Origin of the sequence: Serratia bockelmannii, assembly GCF_051803255.1 — a bacterium.
Lineage (GTDB): Bacteria > Pseudomonadota > Gammaproteobacteria > Enterobacterales > Enterobacteriaceae > Serratia > Serratia bockelmannii.
This window is the reverse complement of sequence record NZ_CP196512.1, coordinates 4,012,485-4,038,590: the sequence shown is the minus strand read 5'-3', so window position 1 is coordinate 4,038,590 and position 26,106 is coordinate 4,012,485. Positions and strand designations below refer to the sequence as shown.

26 protein-coding genes are annotated in these 26,106 nt (G+C 54.4%); 18 read left to right on the top strand and 8 right to left on the bottom strand.

Annotated features, from left to right (window positions below):
• Positions 1–7: 7 nt before the first annotated feature.
• Positions 8–238: a glutaredoxin-like protein NrdH gene (gene nrdH / locus ACSJLU_RS19285; RefSeq protein WP_004928934.1), complete on the bottom strand. Its 231-nt coding sequence runs from the start codon at positions 236–238 to the stop codon at positions 8–10.
• A gap of 272 nt (positions 239–510) precedes the next feature.
• Positions 511–942, bottom strand: a complete 432-nt coding sequence (locus ACSJLU_RS19280; RefSeq protein ID WP_025303985.1) for a carboxymuconolactone decarboxylase family protein — start codon at positions 940–942, stop codon at positions 511–513.
• A 95-nt stretch (positions 943–1,037) separates the two neighbouring features.
• Between ACSJLU_RS19280 and ACSJLU_RS19275 the strand changes: the two genes are divergently transcribed.
• On the top strand, positions 1,038–2,462 hold the full coding sequence (locus tag ACSJLU_RS19275; RefSeq protein ID WP_380826245.1) for a PLP-dependent aminotransferase family protein: 1,425 nt from the start codon (positions 1,038–1,040) through the stop codon (positions 2,460–2,462).
• Between the two features lie 67 nt (positions 2,463–2,529).
• On the opposite strand, the gene ACSJLU_RS19270 is transcribed toward ACSJLU_RS19275, so the two are convergent.
• Entirely contained in the window at positions 2,530–2,838 is a 309-nt protein-coding gene (locus ACSJLU_RS19270; protein WP_004928950.1) for a DUF883 family protein, read from the bottom strand.
• A gap of 230 nt (positions 2,839–3,068) precedes the next feature.
• Here ACSJLU_RS19270 and asr point away from each other — a divergent pair, with 230 nt between their 5' ends.
• Positions 3,069–3,419, top strand: coding sequence for an acid resistance repetitive basic protein Asr (gene asr / locus ACSJLU_RS19265; RefSeq protein WP_004928953.1), 351 nt, complete (start codon positions 3,069–3,071; stop codon positions 3,417–3,419).
• 195 nt (positions 3,420–3,614) lie between these two features.
• Here asr and ACSJLU_RS19260 read toward each other — a convergent pair whose 3' ends face one another.
• Both ACSJLU_RS19260 and ACSJLU_RS19255 read right to left on the bottom strand, forming a co-directional pair.
• Complete coding sequence (locus ACSJLU_RS19260; RefSeq protein WP_325976758.1) at positions 3,615–3,995, bottom strand: DUF4440 domain-containing protein; 381 nt, start codon at positions 3,993–3,995, stop codon at positions 3,615–3,617.
• The gene (locus tag ACSJLU_RS19255) at positions 3,992–5,374 is read right to left on the bottom strand and encodes an MFS transporter (protein ID WP_301481056.1); all 1,383 of its coding nucleotides are present in this window, start codon (positions 5,372–5,374) and stop codon (positions 3,992–3,994) included. The genes ACSJLU_RS19260 and ACSJLU_RS19255 overlap by 4 nt, the downstream gene beginning before the upstream one ends.
• 105 nt (positions 5,375–5,479) lie before the next feature.
• Here ACSJLU_RS19255 and ACSJLU_RS19250 point away from each other — a divergent pair, with 105 nt between their 5' ends.
• The 3 genes from ACSJLU_RS19250 (at position 5,480) to ACSJLU_RS19240 (ending at position 8,089) form a co-directional block, all read left to right on the top strand.
• Complete coding sequence (locus ACSJLU_RS19250) at positions 5,480–6,385, top strand: LysR family transcriptional regulator (protein ID WP_025303981.1); 906 nt, start codon at positions 5,480–5,482, stop codon at positions 6,383–6,385.
• A gap of 90 nt (positions 6,386–6,475) precedes the next feature.
• Positions 6,476–7,648: an MFS transporter gene (locus ACSJLU_RS19245; protein WP_089196196.1), complete on the top strand. Its 1,173-nt coding sequence runs from the start codon at positions 6,476–6,478 to the stop codon at positions 7,646–7,648.
• Positions 7,649–7,750: 102 nt separating this feature from the next.
• The gene (locus tag ACSJLU_RS19240; protein WP_025303979.1) at positions 7,751–8,089 is read left to right on the top strand and encodes a DUF2002 family protein; all 339 of its coding nucleotides are present in this window, start codon (positions 7,751–7,753) and stop codon (positions 8,087–8,089) included.
• A 26-nt stretch (positions 8,090–8,115) separates the two neighbouring features.
• Here ACSJLU_RS19240 and ACSJLU_RS19235 read toward each other — a convergent pair whose 3' ends face one another.
• Together ACSJLU_RS19235 and ACSJLU_RS19230 are read right to left on the bottom strand one after the other, a co-directional pair.
• A complete protein-coding gene (locus tag ACSJLU_RS19235; RefSeq protein WP_025303978.1) occupies positions 8,116–8,562 on the bottom strand; it encodes a DUF1198 family protein in 447 nt (148 codons plus the stop codon).
• A 67-nt stretch (positions 8,563–8,629) separates the two neighbouring features.
• Positions 8,630–8,965 (bottom strand): MbeD/MobD family mobilization/exclusion protein, encoded by a 336-nt coding sequence (locus ACSJLU_RS19230; RefSeq protein ID WP_004928976.1) that lies wholly within the window; start codon positions 8,963–8,965, stop codon positions 8,630–8,632.
• Between the two features lie 184 nt (positions 8,966–9,149).
• On the opposite strand from ACSJLU_RS19230, the gene smrA reads away from it, so the two are divergent.
• Positions 9,150–9,722, top strand: a complete 573-nt coding sequence (gene smrA, locus ACSJLU_RS19225) for a DNA endonuclease SmrA (protein WP_380826210.1) — start codon at positions 9,150–9,152, stop codon at positions 9,720–9,722.
• Positions 9,723–9,786: 64 nt separating this feature from the next.
• Here smrA and ACSJLU_RS19220 read toward each other — a convergent pair whose 3' ends face one another.
• Positions 9,787–10,458 (bottom strand): LexA family protein, encoded by a 672-nt coding sequence (locus ACSJLU_RS19220; protein WP_099816886.1) that lies wholly within the window; start codon positions 10,456–10,458, stop codon positions 9,787–9,789.
• Between the two features lie 232 nt (positions 10,459–10,690).
• On the opposite strand from ACSJLU_RS19220, the gene ACSJLU_RS19215 reads away from it, so the two are divergent.
• The 12 genes from ACSJLU_RS19215 (at position 10,691) to ACSJLU_RS19160 (ending at position 26,063) form a co-directional block, all read left to right on the top strand.
• Positions 10,691–10,999, top strand: a complete 309-nt coding sequence (locus tag ACSJLU_RS19215) for an antiterminator Q family protein (RefSeq protein WP_244590519.1) — start codon at positions 10,691–10,693, stop codon at positions 10,997–10,999.
• A 271-nt stretch (positions 11,000–11,270) separates the two neighbouring features.
• Positions 11,271–11,675: a phage tail terminator-like protein gene (locus tag ACSJLU_RS19210; protein ID WP_168186788.1), complete on the top strand. Its 405-nt coding sequence runs from the start codon at positions 11,271–11,273 to the stop codon at positions 11,673–11,675.
• A 126-nt stretch (positions 11,676–11,801) separates the two neighbouring features.
• On the top strand, positions 11,802–12,464 hold the full coding sequence (locus ACSJLU_RS19205; RefSeq protein WP_019455562.1) for a phage tail protein: 663 nt from the start codon (positions 11,802–11,804) through the stop codon (positions 12,462–12,464).
• 73 nt (positions 12,465–12,537) lie between these two features.
• The gene (locus ACSJLU_RS19200) at positions 12,538–12,891 is read left to right on the top strand and encodes a phage tail assembly chaperone (protein ID WP_380826195.1); all 354 of its coding nucleotides are present in this window, start codon (positions 12,538–12,540) and stop codon (positions 12,889–12,891) included.
• A 110-nt stretch (positions 12,892–13,001) separates the two neighbouring features.
• Positions 13,002–13,193 (top strand): DUF1799 domain-containing protein, encoded by a 192-nt coding sequence (locus tag ACSJLU_RS19195; protein WP_244590518.1) that lies wholly within the window; start codon positions 13,002–13,004, stop codon positions 13,191–13,193.
• Positions 13,194–13,248: 55 nt separating this feature from the next.
• Positions 13,249–15,693 carry a phage tail tape measure protein gene (locus tag ACSJLU_RS19190; RefSeq protein WP_380826191.1) on the top strand — a complete coding sequence of 815 codons (2,445 nt, stop codon included), beginning with the start codon at positions 13,249–13,251 and terminating at the stop codon, positions 15,691–15,693.
• A gap of 74 nt (positions 15,694–15,767) precedes the next feature.
• Entirely contained in the window at positions 15,768–16,109 is a 342-nt protein-coding gene (locus ACSJLU_RS19185; protein WP_099816880.1) for a phage tail protein, read from the top strand.
• 8 nt (positions 16,110–16,117) lie between these two features.
• Positions 16,118–16,870, top strand: coding sequence for a phage minor tail protein L (locus ACSJLU_RS19180; RefSeq protein WP_169541376.1), 753 nt, complete (start codon positions 16,118–16,120; stop codon positions 16,868–16,870).
• A gap of 2 nt (positions 16,871–16,872) precedes the next feature.
• A complete protein-coding gene (locus ACSJLU_RS19175; RefSeq protein ID WP_380826188.1) occupies positions 16,873–17,583 on the top strand; it encodes a C40 family peptidase in 711 nt (236 codons plus the stop codon).
• A complete protein-coding gene (locus tag ACSJLU_RS19170; RefSeq protein ID WP_099816877.1) occupies positions 17,580–18,200 on the top strand; it encodes a tail assembly protein in 621 nt (206 codons plus the stop codon). The genes ACSJLU_RS19175 and ACSJLU_RS19170 overlap by 4 nt, the downstream gene beginning before the upstream one ends.
• A 54-nt stretch (positions 18,201–18,254) precedes the next feature.
• On the top strand, positions 18,255–23,972 hold the full coding sequence (gene gpJ / locus ACSJLU_RS19165) for a TipJ family phage tail tip protein (protein ID WP_380826185.1): 5,718 nt from the start codon (positions 18,255–18,257) through the stop codon (positions 23,970–23,972).
• A 57-nt stretch (positions 23,973–24,029) separates the two neighbouring features.
• Positions 24,030–26,063 (top strand): phage tail protein, encoded by a 2,034-nt coding sequence (locus ACSJLU_RS19160; protein ID WP_380826183.1) that lies wholly within the window; start codon positions 24,030–24,032, stop codon positions 26,061–26,063.
• Positions 26,064–26,106 lie beyond the last annotated feature (43 nt).

Sequence of the window (26,106 nt, the reverse complement as noted above, 5' to 3'; positions counted from 1 at the left end):
TCGAGCCTCAGCAGGTGAGCGCCAGCGCGCCGATTTTGTCCGGCCGGAAACCGGACCAGTGGTCGTCACCGGCGATAATCACCGGAACCTGCTGATAACCTAAGGATTTAACGTGGTTCAGCGCCTGCTGATCCTGGGTGAGGTCGATCACCTGATAATCAATCCCCTGTTTATCAAATGCGCGATAAGTGGCGTTGCACTGGACACAGTCCGGCTTACTGTAAATAATAATGCTCATGATTCGCATTTACCTTTAGGCTGAAGGAAAGGCGGGCAAGTCAGATAACGGAGCATCGTTCCTGGCGTTTCTGACGGCGTTATCAACCGAACGACATTCCCTGCGGCTGACTCATAAAATACTATATGTAGATATTTGTTTTATCAACCACGCTATATATGGTGCTTTGTGGGGTTGGGTGCGCAGGCCGCGCTGGGGCTGGAAAAGGCGAGGGAAAAATTTTTTGCGGGTGAGAAATTCCCCCTCTCAGTGAAGAGGGGGAGTCGAGCGCATTACTGACGCATGCTGACGGCCAGACGATTAAAGGCGTTCATGATGCTGATGGCGAAAGTCAGATCGGCGATCTCGGTATCGCTGAAGTGCGCTTTCAGCGCCTCGAAAGCGCTGTCCGGCGCGCCGGTGGCGGCGATCAGCGTCACTGACTCGGCCCATTCCAGCGCGACGCGCTCGCGCTCGCTGAATTCATGGCTGACGCGCCAGCCTGCCAGCGTATCCAGCTTGGCATGGCTGAAGCCGCTTTCACGCAGCGCTTTGCCGTGCATGTCCAGGCAGTAGGCGCAGCCGTTGATCTGCGAAACGCGCATAAACATCAACTCGATGGTCGCCTTGTCCAGGGCGCCTTTCTCCAGCGCCATCAGCGCGCCCACCATATTTTTGTACGGGGCGGGCGCCAGCTCGGCATAGTTCAAACGTTGCTTAATCATGGTCAACCTCAATCGGTAGTAACGAAATCATGGCGCTACTTTAGCGGCCTTATGGTCTATGCTATAGGGCCATAAAATGATTATTTAACCGGGCCATAATGCCAACTTTCCTGACCTCGCTGCGGCTGGACAGCCGGCTCGCCGAGCCGCTGTACCGGCAGATTTACCAGCGGATTAAAGACGCCATTACCCAGAGCAGCCTGGCGGCAGGCAGCCGGTTGCCCTCAGTGCGCGGGTTGGCGAGCGATCTGGGCGTGGCGCGCGCTACGGTGGAAAGCGCCTACGCGCAACTTATTGCCGAAGGTTTCTTGCAGAGCCGCGGGCAGGCGGGCACCTATGTCTCGCCACAGCTGCCACACATGCCGCCGGGCGCGGTCCCCGCTGCGCCACCGCTGGCGGCAATGGCGCCCGATCCGCTGCAGCCGCAAGGCATGCTGCAGCCTTTCCAGCTGGGGGTACCGGCGCTGGACGCGTTTCCACGGGCGCTGTGGCAGCGCATTGTCGCCCGCCAGCTGCGCGGTTCCACGGTGGCTTCTCTGGCACTGCCGCCGGCCGGCGGCCTGTCTGAGCTGCGTGAGGCGATCGCCCATTACCTGCATTTGTCGCGCGGCATCAGCTGTCGGCCGGAGCAAATTTTCCTCTGTGCCGGTTATCCGGCGTTGTTGGACTGGGTGACGGAGACGCTGTTACATGCCGGCGACGCGGTATGGATCGAAGATCCCGGCTATCCGGTCACGCGTCCGCTGCTGCTGGCCGCCGGCGTCAGGCCGGTCGCCGTGCCGGTGGATGAACAGGGCATGGACGTGGCCGCCGGTATTCTGACGGCGCCTGAGGCGCGGCTGGCGGTGGTGACGCCGACCCATCAAAGCCCGCTCGGCATCTCGCTCAGCCTGGCGCGGCGCATGGCGCTGCTCGACTGGGCGCAGCAGCGCGGGGCCTGGATCCTCGAGGATGACTACGACAGCGAGTTTCGCTATCACGGGCGGCCGCTGCCGCCGCTGAAAAGCCTCGATGTTCAGGGTCGGGTGCTGTACGCCGGCACCTTCAGCAAAACGCTGTTCCCGGCGCTGCGCATGGCTTATCTGGTGGTGCCCGTCGGTCTGACGGAAACATTCGCGCGCAGCAGCCGGCTGCGTGGCTGCGGTTGCCCGCCGCTGCTGCAGGCCGGCGTGGCGGATTTTATCCGGCAAGGGCATTTCTATCGCCACCTGAAACGCATGCGGCCGTTGTACCGCCAGCGGCGCGAGTGGCTGACGCAGGCGTTGGAGCGGCAGCTGGGGGCGTGGCTGACGACGGTGCCGCAACAGGGCGGTATTCAGCTGTTGGCCCGGCTGCGCGACGGCTTGGCGGATGCGCCGTTGGCGGCGCAAGCCTGGCAACAGGGGCTGGCGGTGCAGGCGTTGTCGGACTGGCGAATCGACCATCCGGTGGGGCAAGGGTTACTGCTGGGGTTCGCCAATTTTAGCCGGCGAGAGGAGGCGGAGCGGGCGGTACAGAGGCTGGCGCAGCTGTTTCGCTAAAATTAAACGGCCCGCGATTTCCGCGGGCCAGACGCACATCTGTTTTATCTTTATGACTGCAGGGGTGTTAACGCCGGGCCAGCAGCACGCCGAGCACGATGCCGACGGCGGCACCGATCCCTACGCCCTGCCAAGGTTTGTCACGCACATAGCTGTCGGCTTGATCGACGGCGTCGCGCGCATGCTGTGTCAGACTGGTGGAGCCGTTGAATCGCGCCCGAGCGTCGCGCAGCACGCCTTTCGCCTTGCTGTGCAGCTCTTTCAGTTCCTCTTTGGTCTTGTCACCGGACTCGCGCAACACTTCATCCAGCGTATCGGCCAACAGAGTGACGTCCTGATCGATATCGCGTTCTGTTCTTTCCGCTTTCTTAAACATTCAGCTCTCCATTTCGACACATGTCTTTTAAGTGTAGACCATGCCGAGAATTGTGTGGCCGATCACGGAAAAAAAACCGCCGTCACGCAGGTGTTTGCCGGCGCGTGGGCTTTGTACATTTGGTTACTCGGCGAAACCAATCACTCACGGAAGCGGCGGTTTGATTCCACTAGTATCTGTTTCAACGGCTCCACCGGAGCTTACCGAAACAACACTCTGAGGATTTAAAGATGAAAAAAGTATTAGCGCTGATCGTTGCTGCCACTATGGGTCTGTCTTCTGTTGCTTTCGCTGCTGATACCGCAGCTACTGCTCCGGCTACCACCACCGCGCCAGCTGCGACCACCACTACCGCTGCGCCAGCGGCTGCTGCTGAAAAAGCGCCAGCTAAAGCAACGCATCACAAGAAAGCCAAGCACCACAAAAAAGCGCCAGCCCAGAAAGCTCAGGCCGCTAAAAAGCACCACAAAAAAGCGCCAGCTCAGAAAGCCCAGGCTGCTAAAAAACACCACAAAAAAGCGCCAGTGCAGAAAGCTCAGGCCGCTAAAAAACACCACAAAAAAGCCGGTAAAAAAGCTTAATTAAGTGATGTTTGCGGAACCGGAAGGTTCCGCACTCTCCAGCCCGTATTCCAGACACCCGGTTCTTCCGGGTGTCTTCTTTTGAGGCGACGAACGATGATCCATCGCTATCTGTTTGAAGTCATTTTCAGCGCGGTAACCCTGTGTGGGGTGATCGTCGGTTGGGAATTGTTTTTGGCCGGCAGCTTCCTGTGATCATTGCGCTGCGGCAGTTTCGTGCAAATGCCGCCAGCCGAGCGCGTCGGGCAGGCGTTCAAACACCACCGTGGAGTAGCGCAGCGTGGCGCTTTGTCCCGGCAGACGCTGTTTTTCCCGGTAGCTGACTACCGCGCCCGTCGGCCATTCGGCCACCAGCTTCATCTCTTCTATCTCGATTTCCAATCCCGGTTTGGCGGCGCGATGCGCGCGGAAAAAAGCGCACAGCGCGGTGAAATCCAGCGGGGCGCCGTTCAGCGCGATCATGCTGAATTCCGGCGTAAAGCGCGCCAGCAGCGCTTGCTCCTCTCCGGCGCCTTTGCCCAGCCAGCGTTCAATGGCGATGTGGGCGTCGATCACTTCGGTAAAATACGGGTTCATAAAGCATCCTGTTGAGCGTTGAGTTGGCGCACGATGGCGCGGTTGGCGAGGCGCAGGCACAGCAACAGCGGGATAAATACGCTGGCGCCCGCCAGAATGAAGCAGGTTCGGTAGGCCGCCGCGGGCGGCAACACGGCCAGCAGCAGATTCAGCAGCAGGCTGAGCAGCGCCACGCCGAGGCAAAAACTGAGTTGGCGGTTGATATTCCACAGCGCGCTGGCGTCCGCCAATTGGCCGTCGGGGATTTGCAGGAACGCGCTGCTCTGCGCGGTGCTGCTGCACAGGCTGCCGCCGAACCCCATCAGGGCGAAGGCGGCGATCTGCAACGCGTGCTGCCCGGCCTGATCGATCTGCGCCAGCGTCAGCATGCCGGCGCCTTGCAACAGACAGCCGGCGATCAGCAGCGGCCGCGGGCCGAGGCGATTAAAGCTTTTGCCGGTCAGCGTGATGGCCATGAACGACGCCAGCGCCCAGGGCAGCATCAGGCCGCCGACCTGTGCGGCGGGCATCCCCAGCTGGTTTTGCAAATACAGCATCGCCACCAGGCTGACGCCGATGAACAGGCCGGGAATGCACAAATAAACCGCCATGGCGTTGCGCAGCAGCGGATCGGCGACCAGCCGCAGGTTCAGCAGCGGCTGCGGGGTACGCAGGCTATGGCGCAGATAATAGGCCAGTACCAGCAGACCGGTGGCCAGCAGCGCCGCGCCGGAAGCTTGATGGCCGGCTTCGCTCAGCCGGGTCAGGCCGAGCAGCAGCAGCGTCAGCGCCGCGCAGGCGCTCAGTAATCCTGTCGCGTCGAGCGGTTTGCGCGCCGCCGTCGGCGTTTCCGCACGCAGCCACAGCGCCGCCAGCGCCAGTGCCAGGGCCGCCAGCGGCAGGTTGGCGAAAAACACCCAGCGCCAGTCCAACCGATCGACGAGCCAGCCGCCCAGCGCCGGTGACAGCGCCGGTGCCAGCAGCCCCACCAACATGATGGCGGCCGACAGCCCGGCGCGTTCATGGCTGCGGTACAGCTGATAGGTCAGCGTTTGGCCGATGGGGATCAGCAAGCCGCCGCCCATGCCCTGCAGGGTGCGCCAGCCGATCAGCGCGCCGATGCTGTCGGCGTTGCCCGCGCCGAGGGTGGCCAGCATGAACAACGCCAGCGACAGCAGAAACACCCGCCGTCCGCCGATGCGCTGCGCCAGCCAGGCGCTGAGCGGGATCACCAGCGTCAGGCCGAGAATATAGCCGTTGCTGACCCACGCCAGTTGGCTAACCGACGCCCGCATCGCCTGGCCGATGGCGGGGTAGGCGACGTTGGCGATAAACATATTGATCAGATCGACGAAAAAGCCGAGCAGATAGACGATTGCCACTTTGCTGCGATAAGACATGGTGCCTCCGGTTGAAGGCGAGCAGTGTATCGGGGGGAAAAGTGCGGATAAATCGGCGGCGGGCGATTACACTGTCAAAATTATTTTGACAATAAGGGCGACGAAATGCTGAATTTGCAGCGTCTGGCGATCTTTGCGGCAGTGGTGGAAGCGGGCAGCTTTACCGCGGCGGCGGCGGCGCTGGGGCAAACCAAGGCGGTGGTGAGCTTTAACGTCAAGCAGCTGGAGAACGAGCTGGGGGTGTCACTGCTGGCGCGCAGCACCCGGCGGCTGTCGCTGACCGATGCCGGCGAACGCTTCTACCAGCGCAGCCTGCAGCTGCTGCAGGAGGCGGAAAATGTGCTGGACGACGTGCGTCGCGATCATCACGGGCTGAGTGGCGTGCTGCGTATCACCAGCACGCCGGAGTACGGCGCCCAGGTGGTGGTGCCGGCGCTGGCGGCATTTTCGCGACAGCATCCGCGGCTGCGCATCCAGCATGTCTCTTCTTCTTATCATGCCGATCTGATCTCTGAGCGCTTCGACGTGGCGATCCGTCTGGGCCAACTGGCGGATTCCAGCCACCGCGCGGCGCTGATCGACAGCTTTGCCATTTTTCCGGTGGCGTCGCCGGGTTATCTGGCCGACCGGCCGATTCATTCGCTGACGGATCTGGCGCAGGCGCAGTGGATCGCCCACAGCCGGCTCAGTTCGCCGCTCAGCTGGCAGGTGGTCACGCCGCAGCGCGAAGCGGTGCTGTTCAAGGTTGCGGACGCCGCCACGCTTACCGGCGACAGCGCTGCGGCATTGTTGGCGTTCGCCCTGCATGGCGCCGGGGTGGCGCTGCTGCCGGCGTGGCTGGCGCAGCCCGACATCGATGCCGGCAGGCTGCAGCGGTTACTGCCGGATCACCGTTTCCCTGAGCAGAGCATCTATGCGCTCTACCCGAATACCCGTCACGTGCCGGAGAAGGTGCGGGCGTTTATCGATTTTCTGCGCGCGCGGGTGGCGGCAAAATCGTTAGCGAAATAATAATTCGTTATAACTCTCTCATTTATCATCAAATCTCATCGGGGTATGCTGGAGGGCTTCGTCTACCCCGTCCGATGCGAGCCACCTTCGATGACCGCAGAAAATAACCTCCAGCTGAACCGACGTATTTTGTCCGTGGTGATGTTCACCTTCGTCTGCTACCTGACCATCGGCCTGCCGCTGGCGGTGTTGCCGGGATTTGTGCATGACCACCTGGGCTACAACTCGGTGTTGGCGGGCCTTATCATCAGCGCGCAATACTTCGCCACGCTGTTCAGCCGCCCGCACGCCGGGCGTTACGCCGATCAGCTGGGGCCGAAGAAGGTGGTGCTGTTCGGCCTGGCCTGCTGCGGTGCCAGCGGCCTGTTTTACGCGCTGGCGTTCGGCGTTGACGGTTACCCGTGGCTCAGCCTGCTGTTGCTGTGCGTGGGGCGGGTGTTTCTCGGCGTCGGCGAAAGCTTCGCCAGCACCGGTTCCACGCTATGGGGCATCGGCCGGGTCGGGGCGATGCACACCGCGCGGGTGATTTCCTGGAACGGCGTTGCCACCTACGGGGCGATGGCGGCCGGGGCGCCGCTTGGCGTGTACCTGAATCAGCAGTGGGGATTGGCCGGGGTGGCGGCGCTGATCGTGCTGGCGGTTGCGGTGGCGCTGCTGTTGGCGAGCGGCAAGCCGGACGTCTCGATCGCCGCCGGGCAGCGCATCGCCTTTAGCGCGGTGTTCGGCCGCATCTGGGCCTATGGTCTCGGTCTGGCGATGGGCACCGTCGGTTTCGGCGTGATCGCCACGTTCATCACACTTTACTATGCCGACAAAGGCTGGAGCGGCGCGGCGTTTTCGCTGACGCTGTTCAGCTGCGCCTTCGTCGGCATTCGCCTGATCTTCAGCAACGTCATTAACCGCCACGGCGGGTTGAAGGTGACGCTGGCGTCGTTTCTGGTCGAGATCGTCGGGCTGCTGTTGATCTGGCAGGCTGGTGAGCCCTGGATGGTGCAAACCGGCGCGTTGCTGGCCGGCGCCGGTTTCTCGCTGGTGTTCCCGGCGCTGGGCGTCGAGGCGGTGAAACAGGTGCCGCCGCAGAACCAGGGCACGGCGCTCGGCACCTATTCGGCGTTCCTCGACCTGGCGCTGGGCATCACCGGCCCGCTGGCCGGGCTACTGATCGGGCAGACGGGCGTGCCGTCGATCTATCTGGCGGCGGCGCTGCTGGTGGCGCTCGGGGTGTTGCTCACCCTGCGCCTGCTGCAGCGCAGCCGGGCCTGATTCAGGAATAGTCCGAAACCCGGATTCCTTCCCAGAAAATCATTGTTTCGGTGAATGATTACGGTAAGGTCGCTCAGCGGTCCAGAATGAGAGGAGGAATCGATGTATTTACGGCCGGATGAAGTGGCTAAAGTGTTGGAGAATACCGGCTTTGAGCGTGATTATGTCACCGATCAGGCCTATGGTTACCGCAAGGGCGCACACTACGTGTATGTGAATCGCGAAGCGCGGATGGGCAGAACCGCGTTGGTGATCCACCCGGCGCTGAAAGAGAGAAGCGTGCATTTCGCCACGCCGACCTCCCCGGTGCGCTTCAGCGAGCAGTATCTGGAGTTTCCCCTGGATTTAAGCAGCGACACCCCGAACCAGCGCTACGGCATCGCACACGGCTTCAGCTCGCGCGAAGCGCTTTCGCGCTACCTTTACAGCATGTTCCTGTAATCGGTCCCCCGACCCGGGGGACGCTATCAGCCGTGGGCCAACGCTTCGCGGTTGAAACGCTCGTTGTAGGCGCGGCGGAATTGCGCCAGTTCAAACGCATCAATATCCAGCTCGGCGAAGTAAAACAGCGCCGCTTCGGTGTGCTCGGCGTGTAGCTCCGGTGACAGCCCGGCGCGCAGCAGCACGTCACGCCACAGGGCAATCTGCTCGTCGTCCGCCTGTTTGATAAACGTCAGGTAGATGAACAGCAGATAAGCCGCCTGGTGCATCTCTTCGGTGTAGCCGTTGTTCAGCATGCGGATAAAGGTCTGGCTTTGGCGGCCGCCCATTTCCTGGATCATCGATTCGATCAGCATCGGCTTGACCCTCAGCAGATGGGCCAGCGAATCGATGGCTTTGCGGGTGTCGGACGTCAAGATGCGGTAACCGATAATGAATACGACGATCAGGGCGGCGAGGATGATCCAGGTCATTTAGGCTTTATTACACTCTCAATACGCCAGAAGAGGGGCGGGAGGCGCTGTGCGACAGCGCCCGCTATCAATGCTGTTCGCCGCTGAAATTACCGACCGCGCTCTGTTGGCGCAGGTGGTGATTGAAGGTGGCCGCGTCTTTGGCCAGCGCGTCCAGATGGGCGCCGAGCATTTTGATCTGCTTGACCAGCGCATGCTGTTCCGGCACCGAACTGGCGGTGCTCAGTTTGCGCGCCAGTTGTTCATTCTGCGCCCGCAGCGCGGCTTCGCGCTGTTTGGCTTCTTCCAGCAGTTGCTGCAGCGCCTGGTAGCTCTGCTGCCATTCGCGGTGTTGCCGTTCGAAGCTGCTCTGCAACTCATTCATCGCATTTTGAAACTGGATTTCCAGCTCGCGCATTGTCATGGGCTCGATCCTTTGCGGCACTCAATGATGGCTTAGCAGTATAGCGAAAACTGTTCGCAAGCTCACCCGTTGACGACAAATGAGACAAATGCCGCTGACAATTCCCGGCTTGCAACCGCGCCAAGGCGTCTTACAATCGTCCCCATTCCCAGCCGTAAAGGCTGCCGTTCAAGAGAGGTGGAACATGAGCGAGCAGGAAAAAGACTTTTTTGAACAGGCGATGGCGGACGTGGTGCCGTTGGCGAGTGGGCGGCAGACGCTGTACCTCAAGCCGCAGGCGGCGGTGGACAAAAGCGCGCGGCGCGAAGCGCAGCGGCTGCGGCAGGAAAACTTCCTCAGCACCGATTTTCTCGAGGTGATCCCCTGTGAACAGCCGCTGGAGTTCAAAGGGGAAGGCATTCAGCAGGGCGTGCTGGACAAACTGCGCAACGGGCGTTACCCGCCGCAGGCGTCGCTGAACCTGCTGCGTCAGCCGGTTGAAGCCAGCCGGCAGGCGCTGTTTCGTTTCATCGTGCAGGCGGAGGCGCAAAACCTGCGTTCGCTGCTGATCGTGCACGGCCGCGGGCGGCAGAACGAAAGCCATCCGAATATCGTGCGCAGTTACCTCGCCAAGTGGCTGGCACAGTTTGAACAGGTACAGGCGTTTTGCCGCGCCTTACCGCGCGACGGCGGCGAGGGTGCCTGCTATGTCACGCTGCGTAAATCAGCGCAGGCCAAGGCAGAAAACTTTGAGCGCCACGCCAAGCGCAGCCGTTGAGTGAGAAAACCGCTATCCCTCAGGAGAATGATTGCGGCGTAACATGAGACATGAGACAGCGGATTTATCGATGGCGACGAGATTTACCCGAAAAGATAACAGTACCGATGATATGGCAGTTGCTGTTGATTGGGATGTAACGTTCCGGCCAATCAGGATTGAGCGCTTTTAGCATCCGCTCTGAGCCCTCTTCAATAAAACGTTTAAATGTGGTTTCGCCGAAGTCGCTCATTAAAGCGATCACGTCATCGCCATTCCAGGGAGTAACATCAGGATCGACAAAAATCAGATCGCCAGGGGAGTATTCCGGGCTCATTGAATCGCCGACCACACGCAAAATGTAGGTCCTTTCCCCACAGGCGACAGGGCAGGGATAGTGTTCTGTTTGAATCAAATCAACCTCTGAAAACGCGATTTCCGTCCAGGCTCCTGCTTGAACCCAGGATATCACCGGAACCAATTTTATCTTTTTATCGTTGCCGTACGATGTTTCCTGAATGTTGGTGTGGCCGGCGGCGGCGTCATGGGTTTTATCCAGCCATCCGGTAGCAAGAGAAAAACAAATCTCCATATGGCGAGCGAGATCGTCGCCAATTTTTTTTGTGGGGTTTTTGCCGATAACTCGGCTGATTTGCGTCGCTTCGCGATCCAACATGGCAGCGAAGTTTGAGTTGCCGCCCACGCCGTCGCGCAATTTTCTGGCGTTTTCCCGCCGGATTTCTTCGATCGTTTTCATATCATTATTACAGCATATGTACCAAAAAGGTACAAGTTACTTGTATAACTATTTTTTATATGCATAATGTATCCAAAGGGTACATTTATTGGTGGTTAAAGTCAGGTTTAATGTACCTTTAGTTCGTTTTTTGAGGGGAAGTGAATTCATAAGGTACATTCTAGGGAGGGGCATGAGAGACATACAGCAGATATTGATGCGGTGGGGAGGATGGGCACGGGAACATCCTTCGATGGGATACTCTCATATCGCTGCGGGCTTTAAGGGATTGTTGCCACATACGGCAAAGAATCGCCTTTCTTGTTGTGATGAAGACGGGTTGGCTGTCGATCGTGCCGTCGCTCGATTGCAGGCTATACGCCAACCAGAAGAGTTGGAATTGATTCTGCGTCACTATGTGTATGGCGAATCAAAATCGGCTATCGCACGTGGTTGGAAATGCTCTGAAGGGAGAGTTCGTCAGCAAATGCAAATTGCAGAAGGCTTTATAGATGGATGTTTATCTCATGAGGAAATAAAATTGCAGATGGAAAGTTATTAGCGCATTCATAATAAACATTGAGATTTCTTACATTTTTATATAGCCCCGTTTATCGGGGCGTTTTTGTTTGTTTTATTTTTTTTAATTTAAAAAATAATAAAATAATTCTTTTCGCTTCGAATTTTATCATGTAGCTTGATAACATCTGAAGTTGATATGCATGAGGCATTAATTCTAAATTTCATTCTCGTTTAGAAAAACACCGTGTAGGGTTGTGTCAATTCCTGATGCGCATGAGAGGATTTATGGATTAAATTATTTGGAGGTTGTGTTGAGTACCTTAAAGATAAAGGATTTGTTTGAGTCGGTACTGTTGCAATGGGCGGAAAAAAACAATATCGACTACACGTTGGCAAATTTCCCTTTTGAGGGAAGTGCGGTATTGCATCTTGAGCCATTTATTGTTCCTGCAGTCAATCAGGGGATTGGTGTTTCTCAGGATGTGACTGTATACAGCGGGAATTATCAGATCAATATTGTGATCAAAAAAGGCGAGGGGAGCCATGAAGGCTATCTGTTAGCGGAGCGGGTGTTGTCACTTTTTCCCAATGGTGCCGAGCTTTCCGATGATTATTTGAGCTGCAGTGTTAATGCTCCAGCCAGTATTTTACCTGCTATTCAGAAAGAAGATAGCTATATCATTCCTGTTAGTATCAGTTATTGGTCTCAGTCATAAGGTTTCTAATGCACTGAGACGTAACCGATTTTAAATGCAATGAAGAAGTACATCAAAATGATGTTTTTCTTTTTATCTGTTACCGCCTCCTGGCGGTTTTTTTATATCTAAAAATGGAGAATTACCATGAGTTTTGCATTACCTAATGGCGCAACTGTATTTGCCGGTATCCCTGCTACTTCGACGGTAGCAACGACGGCGGTGAGCAACGCTAATGGCGCGGTATTTACTCTGGCCACAGGCCATGGTTTGAAAATTGGGGACATTGTCATTGTCAATTCAGGCTGGGGGCTGATTGATGACTTGGTCGCCAAGATCACTGCCTCAACCGATACCAGCGTTACTATTGGCGCGATCAATACTTCGGATGTGAAGTTTTTCCCTGCCGGTATCGGTAAAGGTGCGCTGACTAAAGTCGCCAACTGGACCCAAATTCCGCAAATTACCGAAGTGGCTCAGTCGGGCGGCGATCAACAATATGCTCAGGTTCAGTTTCTTGAGGATGATCGTCAACGTAACCTGGCGACATTCAAGGCGGCGAAAACGCAGACCTTTACCTTCGCTCACGATTCGACACAGCCAATTTATAGCGTGTTGCAGAATGCGGATCGTAATGGCGATGTTTTGGCATTTTATATGTACGTCCCTAAAGCCAACGAGCTGCGCTATTGGTCAGCAATTCCATCTTTTGACCCTCAACCAACAACGGCTGTCAACCAGGTGGAAACTGTGGCCGTATCGCTGGCAATTCAGTCCAGCGACATGACTTTCTATAAAACTACCCTTTAATCGGTACGGCAAACAGGTCTTATCTCGGTAAGGCCTGTTTTTCAACGACACTATTTTTGCTTGGAGCTTTTTCATGATGGCTGAATTTACCCTTAACCCAACCCCAACCTTTAGCATTGACGTCGTTATTCCACGTGCGGGAAGCGAGGATGGAATATTGACATTTTCGTTCAAACATAAAAAACGCAGCCAATTGGAAACGCTGGAAAAATCGCTGCGCGAAGCAACCGAACAGCAATTGGAGGCGGGTAGCTACAACAATGAACCTATGGCCGATTTCTTGCACGAAATTTGTGATGGGTGGGCATTGCCCGATATGTTGAATAGAGAAAGCATTATCACATTGCTTGATAACTATCCGCGCGCGTTTGATGCAATTGCCACTGCGTATACCAAAGAGTTGATGGTGGTACGGGAAAAAAACTGACGGCGCTTGCCGAGGCTTTCTACACGTCTGAACCCCCTCCCGAAGAGCTTGCCGCATTTGGATTAACGAGAGATGACTACGAAACGGTCACTCTGGAAATCTGGCCGGATATGGTATCAGCTGTCACTATTTTCCAGATGATGGCGACGCAGTGGCGTATCGGAATGAATGGTGTCACCGGGTTGGATTATAACTGTCTGGCTTGGTTAATGAAGGTTTATGCGGTAGATGACGAGGCGAGCACATTAAATGATATCCGTATTATGGAAAACGCAGCGCTAAGAATCATTCACCGAAAATGATCGCCTGCGAGGGTGCCAGCCCCGTGCTGGCTTTTGTTGTGGTGAGGAGCCAGACATGGCAGATATTGCAACCATGACGCTGCGTATTCATACCGATGATTTGCAGCGTGCGAATAAAGAATTGAAAGACTTGCAACGTAACGCTTCGGCAACCGTCGGTAAAGTCGATGTGCTGAATCGCGCTTTTCGCAGTGGGGCACAGGATCTCCGCCGCTATAGCGATAGTTTACATCAGATGTGGACTCGGCTGAGTCCGTTAAATAATGAATTGGACAAGTTGATTCGGCAGCAACGTCAAACCCAGAGTTCAGTTTCCCGCAGCGCCTTCGATGAGCAAGGTTTAAGGCGCCATGGGGCGGCGCTGCAGCAACTAAGAAGGCAAATGGGTCAGCAAGCTGCTGATATGCATGCTGGTAATAATAATGCCAAAGCCTATAAGGAAACATTAAACACTCTATCAGCCAATATGTTGGGTTTGGTGTCGTCATTGGCGTCGGGGGAGCCTGTTTGGAAAGTTGCGCTAAATCATGGGGCACAACTGGTCACTTCCTTTGGTGGCGTAAGCAATACGCTGCAAGCATTACGCCCATTGTTGGCGACCACCAGCGCCGCTTTGGGTGGGGTTATCGGCGGTGTCGCAACGTTGGCCAGTTGGGGCTATAACGTCCGTGAATCATTCGACAATATGCGGACCTCCATCATTATGACCAACGGCCAGGCCTTCAACTCGATTGGCCAAATGGAGTCTCTGGCAGTTTCTATCGGTTCAATGACGAACAGCAGCATCAGTTCGAATGAATCATTGCTCGCTTCTTTGAACCGTTTGGGACGTTATTCCGCGCCGCAGATAGGCATTATTGCCAAAGCTACGCAGGATCTTGGTGCGGTGACCGAGGTGACCGCTGAAGAGGTTGAAGCCAACTTCCGTAAAATAGCGGACGATCCCGTTAGAGGATTGGCGGAGTTGGGTAAGCAATATGGTTTTGTCAACGTTGAGATGTTGGAGCATGTCTCTCGTTTGGTTGATGCGGGAAAAAGCACCGAAGCGACTACGTTGGCGATGCAGCTCTATGGTGATGAGACCGGCAGGCAGTCTGCGGCTATCATGGAAAGCATGTCTCCGCTGTCGCTGATGTGGATTGACGTGAAAAAATGGGCTTCTGATGCCGCACATGGCGTTGGCGTGGATATGTTGGCCATGGCCAGGCTGGTGAAGGACATCGTGGGCACGCTTATCGATGAAGTCAGGCTGTTAATCACAAAAGGCGATGGGTTGATTTCCGGCTTTATCATTGATTCTTTGGGGCCTATCGCCAAGATGGCCCACGTTGATTTTCTTAACGGTTTTATTGAGACGAATAAAAAAATTGTTGAGGACAGCCAGAAGACCTCCACTAAGTTAGAAGAGAGCATCTTTCAGGGGCACGCAAGAATCAGTGCCGGTCTTTCAGGGTATCGTGAGGCCATGACGGCGGAACAACCGCCTGTTCACAAGGGGGACAGCCGTGAGCAAATAGACACGTGGCTGGGTAAGCGCAATAAGCGCTCCGGATTTTATTCACCCACGGCGGTAGCGGCCCCTGTCTCATCGGCGAAAGGGCAAGAAAAGCCCGACTACGGCCATATTGCGGCGGATTACATTAATCAACAACGCTCAAAATCCCAGCAAGTACTGCAAGAAAGCGGAATGAGTGAACGTGAATTGCAACGCCGTCGTGAGCTTCAGCAGTTGAGTCGGGAGAATAAAGAAAACCCGTTTGCGGCAAATATGGTGAGTGAGCTGACAAACACATTCGCCGCTGAAGATAAGGTTCGTGGCGACTGGCTCGCCGGTGCGCGTAAAGGATGGAGCGAATATCTGGATACTGCGACCAACGTTTACGCCTCTATGGCGGATGTTGGGCGAGCCACCTTTAACGGCCTTTCCGGAATGTTGACGGATATGGTCACCACTGGAAAAACCAGTTTCCAAGAGTTTACTTCCTCTATCTTGAAAATGATCGTCCAGGTTATCAATCAGTTGCTGGTGGCATTTATGGTGCAAAAAGCCATGGGATGGATTGCCCGAGATGCTTCTTCGGGCGGTAACACTCCTGGGGCGGTGCCGATGGGGTTGAAGTCCTCCGGTGGGTATACCGGTGATGGCGGCAAGTATGATGCTGCCGGCGTTGTGCATCGCGGTGAATTTGTCATGACCAAGGAGGCGACGCAGCGTATTGGCGTAGGTCATCTTTACGCCATGATGCGCGGCTACGCTGACGGTGGTTTGGTTGGCGAGCGTGCACCGATGTTCGGACTGAAAGGCGATCGGGGAGGCGGTATTACGGTAAATAGTACTGTGGTGATGAGCCAGGATGGCAATGCGCGTAACGCCGGCGAGTCTCCTGCGGGAGGGATGGGGAAAATCGTACAGGGTATCGTCAATCAAGCGATTACCGAACGGTTGAGCAAAGAACTAAAACCGGGGGGATTAATTTGGAATGCCTCGGGAGCACACTGATTTTATCGGTGCTGAAACTACGAAATAAACGGTCACAACCCGCTACGGCGGGTTTTTTTATGTCTGGAGTAAATATGCCAATCGATACTTTCCAATGGCGCACGCAGGCGGCACCTGTCGGCAACTTTTCTCACAATGTCCGCAGCGCACAGTTTGGCGACGGATATAAGCAAATCAGCAGCAATGGGTTAAACAGCGTTACCCAATCCTGGCAGCTGGTCTATACCGGCCATCCTACGGTTACGGAGTCGCTGTTGTCTTTTTTAAATGCGCATGTGATCCGCGCCTTTTTCTGGACGCCGCCCGGCGGCAGAAAAAATCTGTTTAGAGTCAAATCTGACTCCATCACGGTATCACCGCTTTCACGCAATGTGTTTTCGGTGAGTTTTACCTTTGAACAGGCCTTCGGGGTGTAGGGGGAGCCATGTCATATCACAGCGATGTGCAAAAATTAGAGCCCGGTGAAGTTATCCAATTGATTGAAATTGATGGGACCAGTTTTGGCGCGGACATCCTGCGCTTCCATGCGCACAGCCTTCCTTGGGAGTCTGAGGAACTTGCCGCGTCTGCAGGGGAAGAGCAACGCCTGAAGCCCAGGTCAATTTGGTGGCGGGGCCAGGAATATGAAGCTTACCCGTATGAAATTACCGGCTTGGCCACGACAACCGATGGTTCACAGCCTACGCCGAAACTGCGCGTTGCTAATATCAGCAATGTGGTGACTGCGTTATGTCTGGCGTACAGCGATCTTGTCCAGGCCAAAGTCTCCGTGCATCAGACCTTTGTGAAATACCTTGATGCGCGCAACTTTCCGGCAGGCAATTCGCTGGCGGATGCCAGTCAGGAACGGGTGCAGGTATTTTATATCGATAGCAAAACTGCTGAGACTAACACCGTCGTGGAATTCCAACTGGCCACACCTTTTGATTTACAGGGGCAACAATTGCCGTCACGGCAAATCCATGGTTTGTGCACGTGGTGTATTCGCGGTTGGTATCGTACAGGAAGAGGTTGCGACTACGGCGGCGTTGCCGGCTTCGACAAAGATGATCAACCGGTGGACGATCCCGCGTTGGACGTTTGTGGTGGCCGTGTTTCTTCATGCAGAAAAAGGTTTGGTGACGCCCAGCCGCTCTCCTTCGGTGGTTTCCCTGGTTCAAATCTTTTAGGGAAATGAGCATGCAAGAACATGTTATGCAGGCCATATATGAGCATGCCCGCTCGGTGTATCCGAATGAAAGCTGCGGTTTTGTGGTGCTCAGTGGCCGCAAAGTACGGTATTTGCCGTGTGACAATGTGGCTGACAGCCCGATGGAGGGGTTTGTTATTGCTCCGCAGGACTATGCTCGTGCAGAAGCATGCGGGGAAATTATTCGCATTATTCACAGCCATCCCGATGTGCCAAATGTTGTTCCTTCTGAGTTGGACCGGGTTCAGTGCGATCATTCGGGTATTGTCTGGGGCATTTTGTCTTGGCCTGAAGGGGACTATCTCGAAATTGCACCGCGTGACGATCGTCCGTTGATTGGCCGCAACTGGCTACTGGGACATGCCGATTGCTGGTCATTGATCATGGATTATTACCACCGGCAGCATGGAATCACGCTGAATAATTACTCCGTAGAGCATGAGTGGTGGAGAGATGGCAATACCCGACTCTATGACGAGCATTGGTATCGTGAAGGGTTTCGTGAATTTGCGGGAGAAATACTGCTGGGTGACATGATCATGATGCAAATTTCAGCTCCGGTGACAAACCATGCGGGGATTTATTTAGGCGATAACATGATGTTGCATCATCTCTATGGCCAGTTAAGCCAACGTTATCCCTATAACGGCTATTTCCAAGAACGGACGGTACGAGTGGTCAGGCGTAAGGAATTGTTATGAACAAGGTAGCGAGAACAATCAGATTAGGAGGCCAACTGGGCAAGCGGTTTGGCAAGATTCACCGGTTGGTGGTCGAAGATACTTGTGAAGCCTTGCGCGCGTTGTGCGTCACGGTTGAGGGGTTTGAGAAATATATGATGTGCGCTCATCGCCAAGGCATTCATTTCGCTTTTTTCAACGGCGATCAAAATATCGGGGTTGAAGAGTTCGCAACCTCGAAAGGTGATGCCGTGATCCGCATCATGCCGATCATTGCGGGCAGCAAGAACGGCGGCATGTTCCAGATAGTGCTCGGCGTTGCCGCTTTGATAGGAGCCTTTTATACGGGAGGCGGCACGTTGGCGCTTTGGAAGGCGTCCATGGCAACTTCTCTCACCGTTTCAACGCTCAGCATGATGGGTGCTTCCATGGTGATGGGCGGTGTCATCCAGATGCTGACACCGCAACCTAGCTTCGGTATGTCTGTTTCACAATCGGTGGAGAACAAGCCCTCGTATGCTTTCGGTTCCCCGGTCAATACCACTGCACAGGGCTACCCTGTGCCCATTTTGTACGGTGAGCGCGAGATCGGGGGGGCAGTGATCTCGGCGGGCATTTACGCCGAAAACCAACAATAGGACGTTTCTTTATTCATCACGGTCGCTCAGGCGGCCTTTTTTTATGGGCGCAATATGGCACAGACACTTATTCGCGGGCGCAAAGGTGGTGGTGGAGCGGCGCATACACCGGTCGAATCACCTGATGACTTGCAGTCCAATGCAAAAATTAAAATCCTCCTGGCGTTATCGGAAGGTGAGATCGCCGGCGAACTGGACGGCACGCGCATTCTGCTGGATGGCACGCCGGTACACAATGCCGACGGCAGCGAGAATTTCACCGGACTGAAATGGGAGGTGCGCAATGGTACGCAAATGCAGGATTACATTCAGGGGATGCCGGACGTTGAGTCGGAAACCTCCGTCAACGTAAAACTGACGACGACCAATGCCTGGACACGTACTTTCACTAATACCGACATCGATGCATTGCGCATTCGAATGGGATTTCCATCGCTGTTTCGTTATGAAAATAACGGTGATATGCATGGCGCAGTTGTGGAGTACAAAATTGAACTCTCCACCGACGGGGCCGCTTATCAAACGGTCGTTGACGGAAAAGTAGAGGGTAAAACCACCAGTTTGTATGAGCGTGACCATCGGGTTAACTTGCCCAAGGCAACAAACGGCTGGACGTTGCGTGTAAGTCGTCTGACGCCGGACTCCACCAGCAGCAAACTGGTAAACAATACCCAGGTTCAGACTTATACCGAGATCGTTGACGCGAAGTTTCGTTATCCCAATACGGCACTGCTGTTCATTGAGTTCGACGCAGCTCAATTCAACGCGGTCCCTAAAATTACCGTCAGGCCAAAAGGCAAGATTATACGCATTCCCGCCAACTACGATCCGTTGGCTCGCAGTTACTCCGGCGCTTGGGATGGCAGTTTCAAATGGGCTTGGAGCAACAACCCTGCCTGGGTGTTCTACGATATTGCGCTTGATAAGAACTATGGGCTGGGGAATCGGGTTTCCGCATTGGAAATGGACAAATGGGGACTCTATCGAATCGCCCAGTATTGTGATGAGCTGGTCAGTGACGGACTGGGTGGTGAGGGCAAGGAACCGCGCTTTTTGTGCGATGTGTATATTCAATCTCAGCAAGATGCTTACACCGTTTTACGCGATATTTCGGCTATTTTCCGCGGTATTACCTACTGGGGTAACGATCAGCTATTTGCCTATGCGGATATGCCGCGCGATATGGATTTTGTCTATTCGCGAGCCAACGTGATTAACGGTGAGTTTACCTATGCCTCAGGTTCTTACAAGAATCGCTATACCTCGGCGTTGGTCAAATGGGGCGATCCATCCAATCATTATGCCGAGGCCGTCGAGGCGGCCTATGATAACGATTTGGTGAAACGGTATGGTGTGAACCAGACCGAAATAACGGCTATTGGCTGTACGCGCCGGACCGAAGCTCATCGCCGCGGTCGCTGGGCTATTTTAAGCAATGCCAAAGATCGTACCGTCAGTTTTAACGTTGGACTGGACGGCAATATTCCTCTGCCTGCGCGTATTATCGGCGTCGCGGACGCGATGTTGGCCGGTAAAGCCAATGGCGGCAGGATCCGATCTGCACAGGAACGAACAGTCGTTTTGGATCGTGAGGTTGAATTTAGCGCGGGCGATCGTTTGTGCATCAATCTGCCGGATGGCACGGCCCAACGCCGCACCATTGCCAGCATTGCCGCTGACAAGAAAACCGTAACGCTCACTGCGGCTTTTCGTCAGCAACCGGAAGCGGAAGCGGTGTGGAGCATCGATTCTGACGACTTGGCCGTTCAACAGTTCCGCGTGATTTCAGTGCAATCCAACGATGACGGCACTTTCACCATCAGTGCGGTAGAGCACGATCCAAATAAATACGCGTTTATCGATAACGGTGTTCGGTTGGATTCTCCGCCGCTCACTGTCACCCCCCCAGGCACGATAGCCGCACCCGCCAATATCACTATTTCCCGGTATGACTATGTCAGCCAAGGGATCAATATCGCCACCCTGCGCGTGCAATGGGCGGTGGTGACCGGTGCGCTGAAGTATGAAGCGCAATGGCGCAAAGACAGCGGCAACTGGGTGAATATCGGTGCGACCTCTTCGCTTGGGTTTGAAGTCAACGGTATTTTCGCAGGCAATTATGATGTTCGGGTGCGTGCGGTTAATGCAGTCGACGTCTCCTCACCTTGGGGCCGTTCGGAAACCACCTATTTGGCCGGTAAAGAAGGGGCACCGCCGCGAATCGTTGGGTTGCGCGCTTCTACCGATCGGGTATTTGGTATCCAACTTTCCTGGATGTTTGGTGCAGGGGCTGAGGATGGTCTGAAAACAACGCTAGCCGTTGCTGCACGGGCGGATTTCTCTGATGAGAAACTGCTGGCAGACGTGCCTTATCCGCAAAATCACTATGACATGCAAGGGCTCAGGGCGGGGCAAACGCTGTATTTTCGCGCGGCGTTTACGGATAAAAACGGCTTACAGTCTGAATGGACGGAGTTTGTACGCGGCATTTCCTCCGATAAAGCGGATATCGTTTTGGAGCAGATTGCCAACAGTATTACCGAGACGGAGTTAGGTAAAGAACTGTTGGATAAAATCTCCAGCCTGCCGTCCGATCAAAACGTTCAGGATCTGGCGAATAAGATCGCTAAGGCGCAGCGTGACATTGAGCAGAACAAGGAGGCACTGGCCGGCGATGTAGGTGCGTTGGAGCAGGCTCTCGAGAGTGTTAAAGAACAAGTTGCCGGCACCAATACCGATCTGAACATGACCGTAGAAGGTTTACAGCGCAACCTGGAGCAAATCAGCAAGGCGGCGATTGAGAACAGCCTGACACTCGATGTGGCACGCACTGATTTGACGATGGCGAAGCAAACGTTGGCCGGAGATATTCAAGATGCCCGGCATGAGCTCAGCGGGACGCGTGCGGCTCTGCAGCGGGCAGATGCCGAGCTGCAGGCTAAAGTAGACGCATTGACCGGTGGTGACGGCACCAGCATTGCAGAGGTGATTTCTCAGGTTAGCGTCTTGCGGGAACAGGACCAAGCGCTGGCAGAGCAATTGGCTGCCGTCGTGGCCAAATCAGCGGGCAACGCGGCGCAAATTGCTCAAGAAAAGCAGGCAAGGAGTGATGCCGATGAGGCGATGTCCCAAATTATCAATTCGGTAAAAGCCGTTTCCGATAAGCAGCAGGGAACGATCGCCCAATTGGAACAAACGCAGGCAGATGCTCAAGCGGCGTTGGCCAAAGTGGAGTCGGATGTGGCCGCCAGTGCCCAAATTGTCGATAACCATCAGGCGGAGCAAGGTCGGGTTAATGCGGCCGTTACGGCAAAAACGGAAGCATTGGCTAACCAGCAGCAGGCAATAGGTGAGCAGTTGAGCGGATTGGGCGCCGAGTTTAGCGATAATCAGGCCCAGGTTACGCAGCATCTGAAGACTTTGACGGATAGCGAGTCGGCTCTGGCGCGGCAACTCAGTGCCCTGGAATCACAAGCGGGCTCCAATACGGCAGCGATAGCAGCGGAATCGCAGACTCGCGCAGAAGCTGACAGCGCGCAGGCGAAAGCGCTTAACACGTTGGGAACGACCGTTGATGGCCAGGCTTCGGCCATCAATGTACTTCAGCAGGCAGCCAGCAATGCCGAAAGTTCAATGGCGGGCATTACGCAATCGCTGGAAGCACTCAGCAAAGCGGATATCGAGAACGCATTAAATCTTGATAACAGCAAAAAAGATCAGCACGAAGTTAACGCCACTATTACCGTCCAACAGCAAGTTCAGGCCGATCAGTTGGCGTCTCAGGCACGGCAGTTGACACGTTTGCAGGCCAACTTTGGTGATGTTTCTGCAGAACTCCAGCAAGAGTTAACCGTGCGTGCAACAGAAGACAGCGCGCTATCACGACGTTTGGACTCGCTCAATAGTCAAGTGGGCGATAGTCGTGCAACCTTGGCCCAACTGCAGCAGGTTGTCAGCGATGCCGAAAGCGCACGGGCGGGAATGACGCAGTCGCTGGAAGCCTTGAGTAAAGCGGATATTGAGAATGCGCTAAACCTTGATAACAGCAAGAAAGAACAGGTTGGGGTAAACGCCGGGCTTATTTCGAAACAGGAGGTTCATGCCGACAAGCTGGAGTCGCAGGCACGGCAGTTGCTTATGCTGCAGGCTAACTTTGGCGATGTTTCTGCCGGGCTGCGGCAGGAGCTGACCGTACGCGCGACCGAGGACAGCGCATTATCACAACGGCTGGATTCACTTAATAGCCAGGTAGGGGAGAGCCAGGCTGCAATTACGCAGCTGCAGCAAACGCAATCTGATGCCGATAGCGCCAATGCCAGTCTGTCACAATCGTTGGCAGCGACGGCGAAAGCCAATATTGAGCTGGCATTGAAGCAAAGTGGGGATGTTCAGCAACAAAACACCATTACTGCGGGGCTCCAGACTCAACAGACGGTTTTGGCCGATCAGCAACAAGCGCAGGCTAGGCAGTTGATTGGCTTGCAGGCCAATTTTGGTAGCGTTGCGGCTAAATTGGCCACAGAGTTGACGGTAAGGGCGCAGGCCGATAGCGCTTTGGCACAACAGTTGACGACGTTAAGCGGCACGGTTGATGAGAATCAAGCGAACGTTGAACAACAGCTGCAGGTTTTGGTGGATACGGGGAGCGCTCAGGCAAAACAGCTTACCGATATATCCAGTAAAACAGAGGGAAACCGCGCTGTACTTACCCAACTGGCGAAAACAGTTACCGATAACCAATCGGCCTCTTCACAACAGATTGTTCAACTTAATACTGAAGTGGGTAAGGTCAAAACCAATCTGCTGAATGAAAGCAGCGTACGTTCAAGCGCCGATAGCGCATTAGGACAACGTATTGATCACGTGACGGCGACCGCCGGTAATAACACTGCGGCGGTACAGGAGGTCAAACAGGCACAGGCTTCATTGAACGGCAAGATATCTGCATCATGGAGTTTGAAGGTACAGGCTGACAACGCAGGGCGGCAGTTTGTTGCAGGGATGGCGTTGGGCGTAGATGGCGCGGGCAACAGTCAGTTCTTGGTCCAGGCGGATCGTTTTGCGTTGCTGAATAATCCAAACGGAAGTGTCTCCTCCCCGTTTGCCGTGCAAAATGGCCAGACGTTTATTAACGCCGCGTTTATCGCCAATGCTTCGATAGACAGTGCAAAAATAGCACAGGAAATCACGTCGTCAAACTATGCTTGGCATGACGACCCCGCCTATCGGCAAGGATGGGCGATCAATAAGAATGGTTATGCCACGTTCAGTAATATGGATGTGCGCGGACGTATTTTCGCCACCTCAGGCGTATTCAACAACGTGACCATCAATGAGAACTGCGATGTCAGAGGCAAGGTTTATGCGAACAGGATAGATGGTGATATTGCCAGCATGCAGGCATTCAGTGCCCAGACACTACGCAAGCATGATGGCGTATACACCTACGTCTATGCGGGTGGAATGAACTATGCCGTGAGACTCGTCATTCCCAATATCAAGGTCGTGTATTACAGCAGCCCGCGAGGTTCGGTATGCAATATGCGAATCAAACTGAACGGGAATATCCTTCGTCAACATCGATTCAGTAGAGTGAGCGGAGGGGATGTTTATGAAGATGCTATTTCAATCGATATTCCCGCGTACGCCGGCGAGCAGCAAATTCGCATTGAGACTGACGCTATGGATGATCGAGATAGCACAATAGTTTCCTCTTTTGTCATGATGGTTTTCCCTCTTAAGAATAATAGATTCTGGTCCTGGAGAGGGTGACTGTTTTTTGGTGTTTAATTACCTTAAGTCAATATTTAGAAATATGGAGAAATAAGCATGTGGTATAAAACGGGTAAAATTAATGTTGTCGCTAATAGCGCCTCTGTTTCTGCGACCGGCACGCAATGGGGAGATGCAAAGTACGGCGTGATGCCGGGGATGATGTTGCTGGCGCCAGATAATAAACTCTATGAAATCAAGAGCGTTAACAGCAATGCTTCATTGACATTGAACAGTAATTATTCGGGTGAGACGGCCAATGGGCAACCCTATGCCATCATTACGACTTACGAGGGAGATATCAGTCAGTTCTCTGCTCGATTCAGTGCCTTGTTAACCTATTTTCAGGGAAGCCGTAGTGAGTTAATCGATGTATTGACTGGTACCGGCGACGTTAAATTAACCAAAGAAGATGGTTCGTTGATCACTGTGCCTTCGTACAGCAAATTGATGGCGGATATGCAAGACAAGGCACTTGTTTCCATCGACCGTTTACGTTTTGCGATGCCGGCGACAACAACAGCAGATGTCACTTATTTGTGGGGAACGCTGGTGAACTTCCCACAAAATGGCGCAACGGTGAGTATAGATATCGTTGGCGGGGCGGGATTTAATGGCCAAGTTTACAATAACACTGGAGCTCAGGTAATTATCAGAACGGGTACGCAGAATAACGTTGTTAATTCACGTGGGCGCATTTCAGCCAGAGTGGTTCACTCAGGTAATGAAGTTATTATTAAAGGTCTTTCTTTAGTAGAAACATCGGCAAATAATTACGATGTTTATGTGACTCTGGGCAGTTTCATGGCCTCCAACTACTATACGGTGCAAGGAGGGTCACTTTCGACCATGCTGAGCCGTTGGGTCAACAAAGGGACTCGTTTCGAGGGCGACCTTCCTGCCAGCAATATGAACGTGGGAATCTATGCGCAGTATGTCGAGAGTTTGGCAAACAAGAAAATAGATCTGCAGAAGTGCATTTGGGCTGGCGATGGTACCGGGATTGGCGGCACTTCTGTGCACAAAGATGATGCGTTTGAAATGCTCAACCGTTTTTATCGGATAAACCAAGACTCGGCTAACTATCCAGGTGGTGCGGGTAACGTAGCGGTGGTTTCCCTGCCACTGGATGGCAGCCCATCGGCGGCTTATTTGGCGGTGAGCGGGCAGCGGCATGCCTGGGTAGGACAAGGAAGCAACTATGGGGAAAATAAAGGAAAAATATTCTGGCAGCGCGTGTTTACCGATCTCTATGCTCCTGCCGTTTCGGAGTTGAGAAATGGCAAGGATTACGGATTGACGGGGGCAGTTACCGCTGCCGCTCGGCTTAATTTAGATTCGCTATACCAGTCCAGTCCGTTGATGGTGATTAATGACGCTATTAATCGACCGGCGGAATTGGGGGTGGGCGCCGCGTTTATTAAAGTTGAAAGCTGGAAAGTGGATGGCGGAGCGGAACCCGGTTCGCTTCGCACGCGGCAGGTGGTTTCCGGTTATGGCAGCCTTGGTTCTGAAAGCGGCAAGGTTTTTACCCGGGTGTGGAACGGTACGAAATGGACTGGATGGATTAAGGACTGGACAGAAGCGACGACGACGGTAGATGGCAACGGCTTTATCAAGAAAGCTTCGCCGATTGCTCGCTTGTCCAGCGATCCGCAGCGCATGAACAGTGATTTTTTAGCCGGCTTTATGCTTGCCGGCGTAGCGGCGATCAATCCCGAGGCGGCGGGAGTCACTGCAGAAAAGCTCACGACTGGCGTTTATCGTCTCACCGGTGCTCGTGGCTTCGCAAAGGAGGGGTGGACGTTTGAAATACCTCAAGATGGCAACGGCAACCGTTTGTGCTTCGTAGAGACGGAGACTGACGACGATGGCGTCGTCACGGTCAGAGTCAGTAAACGGCGCTTCGATGCAGATACGGCGATGGTTATTGCCGGTGAACCCATGGATATTCCGGCGGGGCGCTGGATCGATCTACGATTGGATGTCCTTCAGAATCAGGAAGTTGATGAGAAGGAAAAACATGCGGCAGATTTTCACGATATTGATCTTGCTGATGTAGATGATGCCAACGTTGGAGCTTTGCAGTAATTAGAATCGACTATTTATTTCTCTCTTTTGTGAGTTGCTAATT